At 48.5% G+C, this 14886-nt stretch carries 12 protein-coding genes; 1 reads left to right on the forward strand and 11 read right to left on the reverse strand.

What is annotated here, in order from left to right:
* Nucleotides 1–26: 26 nt before the first annotated feature.
* A complete protein-coding gene (locus tag AB5542_RS14070; protein WP_279038908.1) occupies nt 27–581 on the reverse strand; it encodes an RNA polymerase sigma-70 factor in 555 nt (184 codons plus the stop codon).
* A 541-nt stretch (nt 582–1122) separates the two neighbouring features.
* Here AB5542_RS14070 and AB5542_RS14075 point away from each other — a divergent pair.
* Nucleotides 1123–2049, forward strand: coding sequence for an Rpn family recombination-promoting nuclease/putative transposase (locus AB5542_RS14075; RefSeq protein ID WP_279038907.1), 927 nt, complete (start codon nt 1123–1125; stop codon nt 2047–2049).
* 94 nt (nt 2050–2143) lie between these two features.
* Here AB5542_RS14075 and AB5542_RS14080 read toward each other — a convergent pair whose 3' ends face one another.
* The 10 genes from AB5542_RS14080 to AB5542_RS14125 all read right to left on the reverse strand — a co-directional run bounded on the left by AB5542_RS14080 (nt 2144) and on the right by AB5542_RS14125 (nt 14631).
* The gene (locus AB5542_RS14080; RefSeq protein WP_279038906.1) at nt 2144–2749 is read right to left on the reverse strand and encodes a TlpA family protein disulfide reductase; all 606 of its coding nucleotides are present in this window, start codon (nt 2747–2749) and stop codon (nt 2144–2146) included.
* A 22-nt stretch (nt 2750–2771) separates the two neighbouring features.
* Entirely contained in the window at nt 2772–4481 is a 1710-nt protein-coding gene (locus AB5542_RS14085; protein WP_279038904.1) for a hypothetical protein, read from the reverse strand.
* A 21-nt stretch (nt 4482–4502) separates the two neighbouring features.
* On the reverse strand, nt 4503–5066 hold the full coding sequence (locus tag AB5542_RS14090) for a TlpA family protein disulfide reductase (protein WP_279038903.1): 564 nt from the start codon (nt 5064–5066) through the stop codon (nt 4503–4505).
* A gap of 1 nt (nt 5067) precedes the next feature.
* On the reverse strand, nt 5068–5619 hold the full coding sequence (locus AB5542_RS14095) for a TlpA family protein disulfide reductase (protein WP_279038901.1): 552 nt from the start codon (nt 5617–5619) through the stop codon (nt 5068–5070).
* 42 nt (nt 5620–5661) lie between these two features.
* Nucleotides 5662–7149, reverse strand: coding sequence for a hypothetical protein (locus AB5542_RS14100; protein WP_279038899.1), 1488 nt, complete (start codon nt 7147–7149; stop codon nt 5662–5664).
* An 18-nt stretch (nt 7150–7167) separates the two neighbouring features.
* Nucleotides 7168–7953, reverse strand: a complete 786-nt coding sequence (locus AB5542_RS14105; RefSeq protein ID WP_279038896.1) for a DUF4843 domain-containing protein — start codon at nt 7951–7953, stop codon at nt 7168–7170.
* A 12-nt stretch (nt 7954–7965) separates the two neighbouring features.
* The gene (locus tag AB5542_RS14110; protein ID WP_279038895.1) at nt 7966–9390 is read right to left on the reverse strand and encodes a RagB/SusD family nutrient uptake outer membrane protein; all 1425 of its coding nucleotides are present in this window, start codon (nt 9388–9390) and stop codon (nt 7966–7968) included.
* Between the two features lie 26 nt (nt 9391–9416).
* Nucleotides 9417–12653 carry a SusC/RagA family TonB-linked outer membrane protein gene (locus AB5542_RS14115; protein WP_279038893.1) on the reverse strand — a complete coding sequence of 1079 codons (3237 nt, stop codon included), beginning with the start codon at nt 12651–12653 and terminating at the stop codon, nt 9417–9419.
* A gap of 162 nt (nt 12654–12815) precedes the next feature.
* Entirely contained in the window at nt 12816–13985 is a 1170-nt protein-coding gene (locus AB5542_RS14120) for a FecR family protein (RefSeq protein WP_279038890.1), read from the reverse strand.
* A gap of 76 nt (nt 13986–14061) precedes the next feature.
* Nucleotides 14062–14631 carry an RNA polymerase sigma factor gene (locus tag AB5542_RS14125; RefSeq protein WP_279038887.1) on the reverse strand — a complete coding sequence of 190 codons (570 nt, stop codon included), beginning with the start codon at nt 14629–14631 and terminating at the stop codon, nt 14062–14064.
* Between the last annotated feature and the right edge of the window lie 255 nt (nt 14632–14886).

The following is a 14886-nucleotide window of genomic DNA, read 5'->3' on the forward strand; positions in this document are numbered from 1 at the left end:
ATGGGTAATGCCGAAAACCACTTTTTTTATCTTTTTTCAGCTCTTTTTTTCATGCACAAGAAAAATAGAATAAAATCCTCTCCCGAAAACTGTTCTCTTAACAATCGTAATGCTTTCATTACATGAGCTTTCACCGTATTCACTGTGATCCCGAATTCAACCCCGACCTCCTGGTATTTTTTCCCTTCCAAAAAACACATTTTAAACACATTTCTAGTCTGGGCAGGTAATTCTTCCACGGCATGATGTATGCGTTCTATCAACAATTCGTACTCCTGCAGTTCCCTCTCATCAAACGCCTCCGGTTGCTCCTTCATGTACGCCACGAAACGTTCCGTCGTCTTCTGATGCCTCAACTCGTCCAAACAAGCATTACGAACGAGCCGATATACAAAAGGAACCAGAGAACTGGAAAATTCCAACCGATCCCGTCCCGCCCACACGGCCTCAAACGCATTACTCACCACATCTCTAGCAAGTTCGCTATCATTCAGAAAACTAAGGGCATAATAATACAACCGGGCATAATTTTCCCGGAACAATTGTTCGAAATAACGTTTTTTATCCAATATAGTAAACATATGCCCACGTTAAACGTTGGCAAATATAGGGCAAAAAATAAAAATATGAAACTATACCAAAATAATAACATTCAAATATTTCATTCCCGTATCCTGCCAATCCGACATCCGAAACCGCCAACTCGTCTCTTCGTGTCACTGACAGGCCGTTTGGCACACCCTTTGTTAATCCAGCCCGTGAATAGGACCAGCTATTTTTTAATAACCGATCTCTACTCATTTAATCACTTAAATTATAGGAGATTTTATCATGGGTGCAGCCGGAAACAAAAAACCGAAGAAAAGCAAGAACAAAAAAGATGTTCCGTCTTATTTAGTCGAAGAAACGATACACGAAACACCTCTAAAAAACAAAAAGCACAAATAAAATATGCTTACGGGAAAACAGAAGAGGGGATCTTGGGATTTTCCCTCTTCTTTGCTATAATTACGCCCCAAGTTTCGCGATAGCTCCATCAAAAAAATTATCACTCGCCCGTGACCTTTCGTGTCACAATTATGCGTATATTTGTCATATATTCAAATAAAATACTTATCTGCCATGGCACGAGAAAATTATGTACGATTCGACTGGGCAACCAAACGATTGTTAAGACAAAAATCAAACTTCGTGATTCTCGAGGGATTCCTCTCCACGTTACTGGGAGAACGTATCAAAATTGATCGTATGCTGGAAAGCGAGGGCAACCAGCAACATGCTGAAGATAAATTCAACAGGGTCGACATGCTGGCTGAAAACAGTAAAGGTGAACTCGTTATTATCGAAGTACAGAACAACCGGGAGCTGGACTATTTTCATCGTATGTTGTATGGAGTATCAAAGGCTATTACCGAATACATCACGAAAGGAGAACCCTACTCGCAAGTTAAAAAAGTATACTCCATAAACATCGTGTACTTTGACCTAGGACAAGGGGAAGACTACGTATATCACGGGAACACTTCTTTCGAAGGAATTCATAAACATGATACACTTAAACTATCTTTACGACAACGAGAACAGTTCATCAGAGAGAATGCCGGAGATCTTTTTCCTGAATACTACGTGCTACGTGTTAACGAATTTGATAAACTGGCTAAAACTCCCCTTGACGAATGGATAGCTTTCTTGAAAACAGGTGAAATTGCCGACAACACAAAGACTAGCGGATTATCCGAAGCCCGAGAATTACTACGTCTTGACAATCTTAGTCCCAAAGAACGTGCCAGTTATGAAGCACATTTGAGCGCCCTACAATATCAACGCAGCGTGATCCAATCCGGCTGGATTGAAGGAAAAGCAGAAGGATGGGCGGAAGGAAAAGCAGAAGGAAAGGTAGAAGGGAAGGTAGAAGGGAAGGCGGAGGGATTAGCTGAAGGAGAAAAAAAGAAGGCTTTGACGATAGCGAAACAAGCAAAAGAAATGGGTATGTCCATCGAAAATATTCTTTTACTAACAGGATTAAAAAAAGAAGAACTCCCATTTTAAAGTAAGAAATGACTTTTTGAACATCCCTTCTATTGTTCTGAACGATCCTTGCACCTTCTTCTTATTCCCCTATATCATCAAAAAGTTTATAACACTACAATCCCTTTAAGGAAAGTAGCACCTTTTCCGTTTCCGGGTTCGAAGGATACGTCATCGTCGCATTCACTATTTTCCCTTCCTTATCCAGCAGGACAAAACGAGGAATAGCTGTGATCCCGTATGCCTTCCGGAAAGCCAGTTCTTCCCCCATGTACAACTGCACCCCGCCCATCTTTTTCTCTTTCACCATCTTTTCCCAAACAGAACGATCCTTATCGCAAGACAAACTCACGAAAACGATCTTTTTCTTCGCCAACTTCTTTTCCAGCTGTTGCAAATAAGGAATCTCCTTGCAGCAAGGCCCGCACCATGTGGCCCACACATCGATAAACACGTACTTCCCCTTGAAATCCTTCAGGGAACACACCTTCCCTTTCACGTCCGTACATTGGAAATCCGGTGATACGCTACCCGGTACCCGTTCCGTGGCGACCGTTTTTTCGGCATCTCGCTGCTGGTTTGACAGAGCCTCCATCAAAGCCTTGAGTACCGCAGCCTTATCCAGTTGCGTCGAATCCTTCTTTTCATTCACCTCCTGTGCGCACAACCACAACGGACAGCAAAGCAGGCATATCAAACTAAATAGCCATCTATTTCTCATCATTTCTATTTTATATCATTCATTATTTCACGGAAAGTACCACCCGGTACGTCTGGTTCGGTTCGAAATAACAATCGTGGATAAAGATAAAATTCTCGTTCACCTCGACCGTCCCCTCGAAATCCAACTTCTTCGCCAACTTGGGTTGTTGTAATCGTTCCGGGAAAAAGTACGAGAACGGCAAGCGCCCCAGCGTGGCAGCATTAAACGGGGTTGACTTTTCCTTGTAATAATTACCCGTCATCTGTCGCCGGTCAAACTGATCATCTGTCCGGATCGTCAAGATATATTTACTCCCTTTCCGTTTTGTCGTCACCTGATAATGCGAGGTTTCCGGCGTCTCCTTCAGCCGCACGTCCCACTTCGGATCGCCGTAATACACGAACACGTCCCGATCATACAAATACCCCATCTGGTTCAAGGTCACCATCTCCTGCCCGACTGCCCCCGTAACCGTTGCGAGATTATCCCGGTAATCCCGGTTCACATCGTCCGTTTCCGGGTAATCCACTTCCAAAAACTTCGGGTTCCAATCATTCAGACGGCTCAAAATAAACTGCGTGTTCAAAAATACCGCCTCCGCGAAAGTATAACGTCCGGCATTCGTCACCCACATCTTCCAAGTCCCCCATCCGGCCTGCCCGTGCCACTCCGGCACGCAATAGCCCGCCAGCGCACTCACGTTTCCGTCCTTCATCCAAGCCGTCACCAAATTATCCGTCTTGTCAAACATCGCTCCCCCGTAATTTCCGGTTGCCAAGTACACCCGGCGACTCTCTCCCCGGGGCAAGAACTCCGGTTTACGGGTAAAATCCATGCACAACCGCCCCTCTTTCGCCCGCACGGCAACATTCTGATCCTTATGAATCTTTAAATAATCAATACCATAAGAACACGTCAACAGGAACTCCGGGTCCAGTTGCCCGTACAAATCCAAGAACTTGTACAACACGGAATCCAACCCGACCTCATGTTGTACCAACGTGTCCTCTCTCTGCGTCTTCTCGCTCCACGCCGTCATGGGTTTCACCTCCATCTTCTCGCGTCCCGCCTGTATCCGCTCGTTCAGTTCCTTCTCCAAGCGGGTAAGAGAATCCTCCACCACCTGGTGAGTCCTTATCTTTTCCATAATCACCTCGTTCACCTGTTTCAACTTCTCCACGACAACCGGGTCAGCTTTCGCCATAGCCTCTTCCACCTGTTTCCAGAGATTCATCGTTACATCCTGACTAATCACGGCACACCGATCAAAACACGAGGTAAACTCCATCTCCGGTGCCGTACTCAAAGCCTTCCCGATACTCATCGGGGTTCGCGCATCATCGATCACCCGTAAGGCGCTCTCCGCATCATATCCCGTGATAACTCCCCACAAGAAAGCCTCGAAAATATCACTCCCTGCCGCACGACTCAACCGGTGCATATCCCGAATATATTCCCGGGTCACGTTCTCCGGTTTCTCCACCACGGCCACGTACCGGGGATGAGCCTTTTTCAAGGTCTCCAGCGTCTCCCCCGGCAACTTGTCAAACCGGATCACCAGCGCGTCATGCAACGTCCGTAACGTCTCCACCACCGGATTCCACGTCGCGTCATCCTGCACCGCACGGCTCACTAATATCACATACTCCTTCTCTTCCCCTTTCACCGCTTGCCCGGCAAAACCGGGTACAGCGAACAGACACGTGAACAACAAAAGCACGCATCCGAATAAATTATATCTTTTTCTCATTCTGCCTTAATTATAATATTTTTAAATTCCTTCCAACCCGCGCAAATCCATCTCCGTCCGCGCCCAAGCGGGCATACCGAAATCGCCATCCACGATTCGCCCCTTCTTGTCCAGTAAAATAAAACGAGGTATAGCCACTACTCCGAAATCCGCCAGCAAGGGAGTATCCTCCCCCTCCGGGCAAATCCACTGGGGCACCCGGCTCTTCTCCGCTTTTACCTTTCTCACCCACGCCTCCCGGTGTTTATCCACGGAAATACTCACGAACACGATCTTCTTGTTATGGAGCTTATCCTCCAACTCTTCGAAATAAGGCGTCTGCTCCACGCATGAACCGCACCACGTTGCCCAAATATCGATATACACGTACTTACCCCGGAAACTTTTCAGCGAAACCCGTTTCCCGTTGACGTCCTTGAAAACATAATTCGGCATCATGTCTCCCTTTTTCAGTAACACGACCTCCCGTCCGTCCGTCTTCCTCGCCATCGTGTCCCGCTGCCCGACAGGAGTGGCTCCCGCCATCATCCCCATCACCATCAGGGCAACCGAGAAAATCACCTTTATCAACACGTTACCCTTCATATCAGATACCTTTTAGCGCGTTCAACGTTTTCTCTGTCTCCGGGTCCGAAGGCCTCGTCATGTTCGGGTTCACCACCCGCCCTTTCTTATCCAGCAGGATAAAACGAGGAATCGCCTTCACCCCGTAAGCATCTTGGAAACGACGGTTACAATCAAAATTCAACTGCACCCCTTCCATCTTGTTCTTTCGAAGATACCCCAACCACTCATCCACATCCTCGTCACAGGAAATACTCACGAAAACGATCTTCTTCCCCTTGAACAACTTCTCCAGCCGTTGCAAGTGAGGAATCTGTCCCACGCAGGGAGAACACCACGTCGCCCAGAGATCAACATACACGTACTTCCCCTTGAAATCCTTCAACGAAACCAGCCGACGATTACTATCCACCGCCATGAACTCCGGCGAGGCATCGCCCGGTTTCAACTTCCCGACCGGAACCTTTCCCTCGTCACTCGTTGCCACGGGAATCCGTTTTTCCCCGCTTGCCGCGGGTGCCGACCAGTAACCGACACCCACCAACAGGCAAGTCAATATTAAAAACATTCTCATACACGTCATTTTTAATTATTTACATCCACACGAACACCCGGATCACGACTTCTTGTACAATATCTTGATCGGCCTATCGGCAACCCCCTTGTACTCCTTCACCACCTTCATTTTCTCCACGTCATACACCAACACGCTCCCCTTCAATTCGGTCTCGGCCGAAGGATTCCACACGCCCAAGTACAAATACGCCTCGTCCGAACTGGAACTCAAGCACGTGATCTCCCCTTCCACCGTGATCATCGGTTTCGTCGGCAGAGGTTCTATATCCACCCCGTTCGTCTGTTTCCATTGATAAAGCCCAGCGCCTTGATTATAAAAACACACGTGATACGCCGCATTTTCCACCATCTGAGACTCGTCGCTCAAGGTCAACTCTCCCATGACAGCATATTCAAGTTCTTGCGTGGCAACTTTATCATCTTTAAAAGGACTCTTCCCGTACATACTCTTCGTATCAGGGAATTTCGTGATTTTCACCTTACCGTTCTCCCGGTTCGTCGCCACTGTCCACAATCCGGCCAAATCCTTCGTCACCAACATATTATTAATATGATAACCATCAAAATAATCTCCACTATCGAATTTACTGATCAGCATCGTCATATACCACATGAAATAATCAACACGAGAGTGTGTATTATCCACGAAATAATAACAAGCCTCGTTATTCACGTAACAACGATCATACACCCCGGCATCCGGGAACGCCTCTTTATCCTCGTAAGTAAACATCGAGTTTAAATCAAAAAAACAAAAATCCCCTTTTTCCGATAACAACACGAACTTCGTGACATCCGCGTAACCTTGCGGGACATCGTAAGCAGCCACGGCCACCGGGTGCATCCACGCCACATCGTGCTTTATATCCAACACGCTCTGCAAATCAAACGTCCGGTTGTCCGCCACGTACATCACTTGACTCTCCCGGCAAGAAATTAACAATTTCTGTCTCGCTTTCACCACGTCCGTCGGGTCATTAAAAGGAAATTCCGGGTTAACAGCCTCGAAAGCGTGTAGCTTGAACTCGAACCCGGTTCCCGTCACCACATCCCGTTCATTCTTCGCCCGCAAGAAAGAAGTCCTCCCTTTTTTCTGCTCATCCGCGCTCAACACCAGCAATCCCTCGTTAAAAGGAGTTTGCACCAACACCGTGAAAAAGTGCATCTCGTTCACGTCCCCGTTCGTCACCCTCAGGCGCACTTGGAACTCGCCCAACTTCGGGAACGTGTATTCCAGAACCGGCTCAGTCGAAACGAACTTCAAAGAGTCACCTTTCGCGTCCTCCCCGGCACCTACCATATAACGAACCCTCCACTCGTACGCCAGCTCTTTTCCCGCTATGGTTTGCGACACCTCGGGCTTAATCGCCTGAACGGACCCGTAATCATTATAAATAGTATCTTCTTCCGTCTCGATCGTGATATACGACAACGGGATATGCGCGCCTTTCGAATTATCATCAATACAGGCACTCATGCCTGCCAGTACGCAACCCAAAATCAATCCATATTTTATCATTCTATTCATACGTCTTCGATTTTAACATTAAAACATAGGTTCAGGCATTTTCACTTCCGGGTCCGGATTCTCTTGGAAATAATCATACAAGGGGCGAAGGAGATACTTGCTCATCGGTATTTTCTCCACGCTCCAGTGTCGCATAAAGTAAAAACGAGAAAGCTCTGAACCGTACGTCTTTTCCCACCGGTTATAAAGCGTCGGGTTCGTCTCTTCCACCTTATGATAGAACTTCTTAAACATAAAATAGAGCTGTTCACTGTAAGGTCCCAGATAAGTTGTTCCTCCCCAAATCCACAAACCGGGCATTTCCACGGGAACCGTCTTTATAATCAAATGACACATCAAACCACCTTGCTCCACGGGTACCACGTCGAAATCCTCCGAACTCACCAGCCGGAACGCGAGTGTCACCGGTTGATTCCTCAATTCCGGATCCCGGTTATACAGGATAACGTGCATCTGCGCCTTCACCGTGTCCGCCGGGAAAATCTGGTTTTCAGACAATTTATAGTGAACGCCTTCCACGGCTGTCGTGTTCGTGTCAATAATCTCGATCTTGTACGAACGTTCGCTTCCCCGGGGCAATCCCATCACTTGCACATAAATCTTGTAATCCATCGTGTCCACCGGATCTCCCGCCGTGAAAGAACAATAACTCGTATCCGGCCAGACAAAGTATAAAGCATCCCTCATTTGAGTATCATACTTCAGGTAATCATGCTCGCAGCTCAAGCAACACCAAGCCATGCCGCACACGACGGCACACCCCTTGAGCCAATTCGTTATTCCATTCATTTTCATAAAATTCATCATTACTCTTTGTTAATCCATATACCGATAGTCAAACTCGTCATCCGGAATAGTAATCGTGTACAGGGCATCCGTACCCGACACCGTCTCGCTCGTTCCGGGAATATACAAATCCCTGTTCTGCCGTTTCATGTTATACCATTCATACCCTTCCCCGAAGAACTCGCGGAAACGCTCCTCGTTAATATCGCTCAAGGTCACGCTCTTCCCTCTTTCTTTCAAAGACCCCCTTCCACGGGCCACTCCCACCTGATCAAAATAAGTGGTTGCTTTCGCCGGGTCCTTTTCCACCAACGCCTCCGCCGCGATCAAATACATCTCCGGGATCCGGATCAGGCTAAAACCGGGAGTACCATTGTAAGGAGATTCTATCGGGGAATAATAATGAGACTCGTCAAAAAATTTCAGGAAACACAACTGTCCCAGCGGGTTAATCTTTTTATCCCGGAACCAGTACTGCCGTGCATCATTAAAATCTCCCTCCGTTCTATAATAATTCATGATGTCCTTCCGGGGAAACAAATAATGAAGAGTGTAAAAATCATCTTCCAACGCCGACAGGGGATCCCGTTGTTCTATCCCCCAGATCGTCTCCTTCCCGGAAACGACACAGGCCAACAAATTCTGAACCTCCGTCATCGCCGCCATCTCGTACTTGTTCGTGGCAATCACCTCTTCCGCGTAAATCCGGGCACTATCCAATTCCCCGATCATCCAGTACACGCGGGCCAGCGTGGCACGGGCAGCCTCCAAGTTAAAATGCAGGTTACGCTGTTTCATAAACTCGTCCTTCTCCTCGCGTTCAATCTTCCCGGTAGCCACCAGTAAACGTTCCGACTCCTTCAGGTCAGTCAGAACATTCCGGTACACCTCCTTCACCGTGCTAAACGGGGTCACTTGGGCCACCCATTGTTTCACGTAAGGAATGCCGCGTTCATCCGGTTGCGACGTGTAGTGAGGGGCAAACAAGCGAACCAAATCAAAATGCAGGAAAGCCCTCATGCCCAACGCCTCTCCCAGGTAACAATCATAATACTTAAAACTGCCCTTCCCCTTGGCCTCCAGGTTGGAAATAATATTATTCACGAACCCTATAGCCTCGTACATGCTTCTCCACGCGACACCATACTCTTCGCGGGCATACGTCATACTGTGCTTGTAATTCCTTATTTCACTCAGCGCGCTCCCCTCGCTACCGGCATCCAAATCACTGTAATACGATTGCGCCAGCACCTCCGGCAAGTAATATCGCATCTCACGCCCGTACAACCCGTCAGCTCCCAGCTTGGCGTAAGCCCCGTATATGGCATCCTCGCAACCTTCGGCCGTACTGAACAACTCGACATCCTTAATATCCGACTTCGGTTTCACGGTCAGGAAATCATCACATCCCCATGCCATGACCATCATCATCCCGATAAATATATATTTTCTCATCATCCTGTATTTAAAATTAAACATCATCAGAAAGTAGGACTAATCGTGAAATTGAAACCTCTCATGTAAGGATAACTCGTTCCCCTCTCGTACTTCACGGTCGATATACGTCCTATATCCGAGAGCTGTACTCCCAGCACCAGTTTCTTCAACCCGATTCGTTTCACCCAGTCCGGGTTCACGTCATACATCACGCCGATAGAAGTAATATCCACCTCGTTCTTCTTCTCCACGAACCGTTCCGAATGCGAGAAACCGTACGTGCGGTCTATCTTCGCGTAATCCACGAGATCCCCCGCTTTCATCCATCTTTTCGTGAAAGCCCTCTTGTCCACGTTAGATTTAGCGTCTATATTTTCAATCTTCGACGCCCTCGTGCTATTGTAGATATACCCCCCGAACGTGAACGACAACGCTATGCTCAAAGAAACCCGCTTGTAACTGAACGTCGTGGAAAAACTCCCCTCGAATTTAGGAGTTGCACTCCCTAGCGCCACCTTATCCTGCGGGTCATACTGAAACGTGCGGGAACCATCCTTTTTCAGGAAAATCTCCTCTCCCGTGGCGGGATCGATACCCAGCGAGCGAACGGCATAAATAGCGTCATCCGGTTCCCCCTCCTCCAACTGTATCTTCGGTGCCACCAGCATCGTCGAATCCCGGTTCGCGTCACTTTGTCGTTTCAGCGCATTACTGATCTTCTGGACCTTATTCTTCGAGTGACTGCTATTCAAGTTCACGCGCCAGAAAATATCATTTGTTCGCACGGGTACAGCCGAAACCGACCACTCGTACCCCCGGTTCACTTTCTCGCCCAAATTTGACTTCGTGGTCGTGATCCCCGAAGACGGGGGCATCGAAATATCCAGCAACATATCTTTCGTCTTCTGGCTATAGACCTCGAACGTGACATCCAACCGTTCATTCAGGAAAGAAGCATTCAATCCCAGATTCAACTGCAACTGGCGTTCAGCCTTCAACAGATCGTTACCCATGGAAATAGGCTGGGCACCAATCGTACCGGCATACGAATTTTCAATCTTGTACTGGTAAATCGTGTAAGGCTTTATATCCGAGAAATTCCCGTTCCCCACGTACCCCACGCTTCCTTTCAGCCGCAACAGGTTCACCCAGCTATCCTTCAGAAAATTCTCGTTATGAATATTCCACCCGATTCCCGCGCTCCAGTAGGAAGAGTACATATCTTTCGTCCCGTAATTCGAATTTCCCGACGAGCGGAACGACGCATCCGCGAAATAACGATTCTTCACCACCAAGTTAATATTCCCGAACACGCCCGCCGTCGTGTTTATACTCTCGCTCCCGCTGGGAGAGGTTTCCGGGTAACGAGCGGCAAACCCGATGTCATTCAGATCGGGTTTCAGGAAACCGATTCCCGAAAAACTAAAACTATTGGACTTTCTCTTGCTCAACGTACCTCCCACGTTAAGCGTCAACAACGAAGACCCCTCCTCGTTCAAGCCCAAGTTATAACTTACCGTCGATTGCAAATCCCAGTTATCCCCGTTGGAACCACTCACCTCGTAACTTCCTTTCTGCTCCGGGTCGCTCACCCCGATCCACGTGGTAGATTCCGGGGAGTCAAACTCCTCGTGATGCGAATCATTCCACGTGTAATTAAACGTTCCCGACACGTAAAGCCCTTTCAGAATATCCCACCGGAAAGTCAAGCTATTGGAAAAACTCTTGCTCATATCCTTCCCGAAACTATTCGTCGTCGCGTCATACAAGGGATTCCGTTTATCCCACGACAACTGTTTATTCCACGCCCCCTCCTCGTCCTTCGGCGTGTCGTACGGGTTCAACACCACGAAATCCGAGAAATTACCGTAAGGCGAAGTCTTGCCGTCCGTCTTCGTCCAGTCCGAACGAAAACTCAACGTCAACCGATCCTCGAAACGATAAGAAAAATAGAAAGCGATCCCGTAATTCTGCCGGAAATCCCCCTTCATCACCCCGCGGGTATCGCTGTAGCGAATCGTCGCGCTATAATCCAAACCGCCACCTCTCCCCGTCATGCTCAACGAATTATCAAACGACCAACTGTTACGTAAAGGCTTCGAAATCCAATCCGTGTTCACGCCCGCTTTCACCCGTTCCAGTTTAGCGTAATAATCGGCATCTTTCTCCCCGATAGGCGAACTATACAACCCGGACAACCTTTCCAGTTCCAGTTTCTGCTCTGCGTTACAATAATTAAACGACGATACGTCCGGGAACTGCACGTTCGGCACGAAATTATAACGCACCTTCAACTTGCTATCCGTCACACGTTTCCGGGTAACCACGATCACCCCGTTCGATGCCTTATCCCCGTAAATCGCCGTGGCGGAAGCATCTTTCAATATATCCACCCGGTCAATATCAAACATATCCAAATCGTACAACTGCTCCAGCGAAATCTCCACCCCGTCCAGCATGATCAGGGGGCGGTTCAGCCCCAGTTCCCCGCTAGCGGAAATCGACGACGTACCCCGGATAATAATCTCCGGCACGTGATTCGGGTTCGACCCCTGCTCGTTATTCTCCATGATACGCATCCCCGGTGTCAACACGGAAAGCGCCTGCAATAGGTTCGTCGAAGACACCCGCATAATATCCTCCGACTTGATCGTCGTCACCGACCCCGTGTAACTATTCCGGTTCTGCGTGAACAACCCGTTCACCACCACCTCGTCCATCTCGTTCACCTCTTCCTCCATTTTCACCGTCAGCGCTTTCGTGTCCTTCACCGCCACCTCACGAGTCTTCATTCCCACGAAACTAAACACCAGCACGTTATCCTTCGCCTCCGGGATCGTCATCTTGAACTTCCCGTCCACGTCCGTCGTCACCCCGGTCGTGGTTCCCTTCAGCACGACCGTCACGCCCGGCATGGGCTCCCCCTTCTCGTCCTGCACTACCCCGGTCACCGTTATCATCTCGCGCACGGAATCCCTCGCCCCCGCCCGTGCCGGCCGGACCACCACGTACTCCGGCGTGATCACGAACTCCAAGTTTGTCCCCTTCAGGATCATCCGGTACAACTCCTCCAACGTGAAACTCTCGCGATCAAGTTTCACCACCCGGTTCATGTTCAACTCGTTATTACTATACAGCGTAAATTTCCCCGTCTGGGTCTCCACCTGCTTGAAGATAGATTCCAGCGTCTGTGTTCGCTCCTTCAACTTGACGGATTGGGCCAAACTGGTAGCCGACACCTGACACACGATCCCGATAGATAATAAAAATACTAACCGCATAACGTGTAACATTTTTTTACATGGTATTTCCTCACGACAATACCTTAGTAATCGTTTTTTTTTCATATTTTTGTGATTCAAGTTATTACTATTATGCCCTTCTGCCCGGAAGAGCATAAAACAACAATCATTGAAACGAGAGGTATTCGCGTACCGCTCGTTTTATTTTTCCGTGATAATCACGGTATTCTCTTTCAAAGTAAATTTCACCCGGGTGACACTCTCGATCAAATGGATAAAATCTCTAAAATCCGCGTCCTTCCGGATCGCACCCGTGAAGCGATATTTCTTGCAACTCTCGTTAGCGAAGAAAAAATTCACGTCATACCAGCGCTGCAACTTCACCGTGAACTCGTCCAGCGGCATATCCCGGAACCGGAAAACACCCTCCTGCCAAGAAACGTACAACCCCGTGTCAACCTTCTTCACCTCCACCCGCGCGTCTTTCTTCTGCATCTCGAACTGCTCCCCCGGATGTAGCGGGTACACCCGGTCCCCGTACAACACCTCCACCTTCCCCCGCACCAGCGTGGTCTGCTCGAAAGCATCATCATCATAACTACACACGTTGAAAGCCGTTCCCAGCACCCGGACCGCCGATTGCCCGGTACGCACGATAAAGGGATGCTCCGCGTCCCTCGTCACGTCAAAATAAGCCTCTCCCCGCAACTCCACCACGCGATCTTTCCCCGTGAAACTCGTCGGGAACTTCAACTCGCTCCCCGCGTTAATCCACACGCCGGTTCCATCGCTCAACACCACCCGGTACTCCCCCCCGGCAGGCACCCGGATTGTCCCGTACTCCACCACCGCCGAGTCCCGCTCCTGCACGAACAGGGTATGCGTCGTGTCATTAGCAAGCACGTTCCCGCGCTTCGTCACGATCTCCCGCCCCCGCGCGTCCTGCAAAAACACCCGGTCACCTCCCGGCAACTCCAACTCGGCCCGGAACGTCCCCGGCCTCACCTCCGCCACGCTCACCCCGGACGTCTCCTCCCGTTCCCCCGGTTGCCCGATCCACAAGCCACCCATCGCGCAAGCCACCAGAACGGCCGCCGCGACACTCCAACGGGCGAACATCCTCCGCCTGTACCAACCGGGGTGTTTCCCGGTTTTGCGGTCCACCCGCTTCCACGCGTCTATCCTGTCCAGTTGTCGGAACCTGTCCATCTCCATTCCCCTCCCGGCATACCTTTTCAACCTTTCCACTTCCGCCCCCCATTCCGGGTGATCCTCGATACAAGCCTCCAAGCGACATCGTTCCTCCCCGGACAAATCACCCGTGCTGGATCTCAATATCATTTCAATAATGTCTTCCGGTAATTCAATCATAACATCTGCATCTTTATAACCGAGACAGGAAAAAAATGAAATCGGGTGACAAGATTTTATTTTTATTTTCAAAAAATCACGACAACGAGGACAAAAAAAGTATAAAACAAGCATGAGCCTTCTCGCTCAAGTTAGACCGTAGCGTAGCCAAGGCCCTGGAAAGAGTCTTTTTCACCGTGTTCAAGGAAATATTCAATTCATTGGCAACCTCCTGGTAATGTTTCCCGTTCAAAACGACCGCCACGAATATTTCCCGGGTACGGACAGGCAAACAATCGATCTCGCGATAGATTTCATCCATACGAGCGTTCCACTCCGCCTCGTCCAACATCTCAGAATCCGGAATATCCGACAAGAAATCAGTCGATTCCAGTTTCACAGGAGCATTTTTTTCTAAAAGATTCAAGCAATGATTATGCACCGACTGGTACAGGTAAGAACGCAAATTATGATCCACCATCTCAAAACTACTTTTCTCCCAGAACTTGATAAACACCTCCTCGACGATATCCTCCGCCTCGGTCCTAATACCTATCAGCCGAGCCGCATACATCACCAATGGCCTGTAAAATTGTTGGAAAAGGATCTCCAATCCTCGTTTATCCCCTTGTTTCAAATACGCCAATATCTCATCAGTCTGTTTCATGAACCACACAATTTGTAGCCAAAGGTATTAATTTTATCTTTCGGCCCAAAACATTCAAGGAAAATACACAATCACGACGGAACCTATCTTGGCAAAATACAAACTTACACCATGGTCGAAAGTACGTTATAAAAAAAATCATTAATTCAATGGTTTTACTTCTTACGAAACAAAAATATACATCATCTCAAACATTTAATCCCCTATTCTATAAAATATATGACATTTTACATGAATTTTTATCGTATTTTTAAT

Source organism: Butyricimonas sp. RTP31003st1_G1_RTP31003_210430 (assembly GCF_040920905.1).
GTDB lineage: Bacteria > Bacteroidota > Bacteroidia > Bacteroidales > Marinifilaceae > Butyricimonas > Butyricimonas paravirosa.

What these genes read in the sequence shown, in the direction of transcription:
- AB5542_RS14070 (WP_279038908.1), bottom strand. Translation starts at nt 581, where the DNA reads ATGTTTACTATATTGGATAAAAAACGTTATTTCGAACAATTGTTCCGG.
- AB5542_RS14075 (WP_279038907.1), top strand. Translation starts at nt 1,123, where the DNA reads ATGGCACGAGAAAATTATGTACGATTCGACTGGGCAACCAAACGATTG.
- AB5542_RS14080 (WP_279038906.1), bottom strand. Translation starts at nt 2,749, where the DNA reads ATGAGAAATAGATGGCTATTTAGTTTGATATGCCTGCTTTGCTGTCCG.
- AB5542_RS14085 (WP_279038904.1), bottom strand. Translation starts at nt 4,481, where the DNA reads ATGAGAAAAAGATATAATTTATTCGGATGCGTGCTTTTGTTGTTCACG.
- AB5542_RS14090 (WP_279038903.1), bottom strand. Translation starts at nt 5,066, where the DNA reads ATGAAGGGTAACGTGTTGATAAAGGTGATTTTCTCGGTTGCCCTGATG.
- AB5542_RS14095 (WP_279038901.1), bottom strand. Translation starts at nt 5,619, where the DNA reads ATGAGAATGTTTTTAATATTGACTTGCCTGTTGGTGGGTGTCGGTTAC.
- AB5542_RS14100 (WP_279038899.1), bottom strand. Translation starts at nt 7,149, where the DNA reads ATGAATAGAATGATAAAATATGGATTGATTTTGGGTTGCGTACTGGCA.
- AB5542_RS14105 (WP_279038896.1), bottom strand. Translation starts at nt 7,953, where the DNA reads ATGAATTTTATGAAAATGAATGGAATAACGAATTGGCTCAAGGGGTGT.
- AB5542_RS14110 (WP_279038895.1), bottom strand. Translation starts at nt 9,390, where the DNA reads ATGAGAAAATATATATTTATCGGGATGATGATGGTCATGGCATGGGGA.
- AB5542_RS14115 (WP_279038893.1), bottom strand. Translation starts at nt 12,653, where the DNA reads ATGCGGTTAGTATTTTTATTATCTATCGGGATCGTGTGTCAGGTGTCG.
- AB5542_RS14120 (WP_279038890.1), bottom strand. Translation starts at nt 13,985, where the DNA reads ATGATTGAATTACCGGAAGACATTATTGAAATGATATTGAGATCCAGC.
- AB5542_RS14125 (WP_279038887.1), bottom strand. Translation starts at nt 14,631, where the DNA reads ATGAAACAGACTGATGAGATATTGGCGTATTTGAAACAAGGGGATAAA.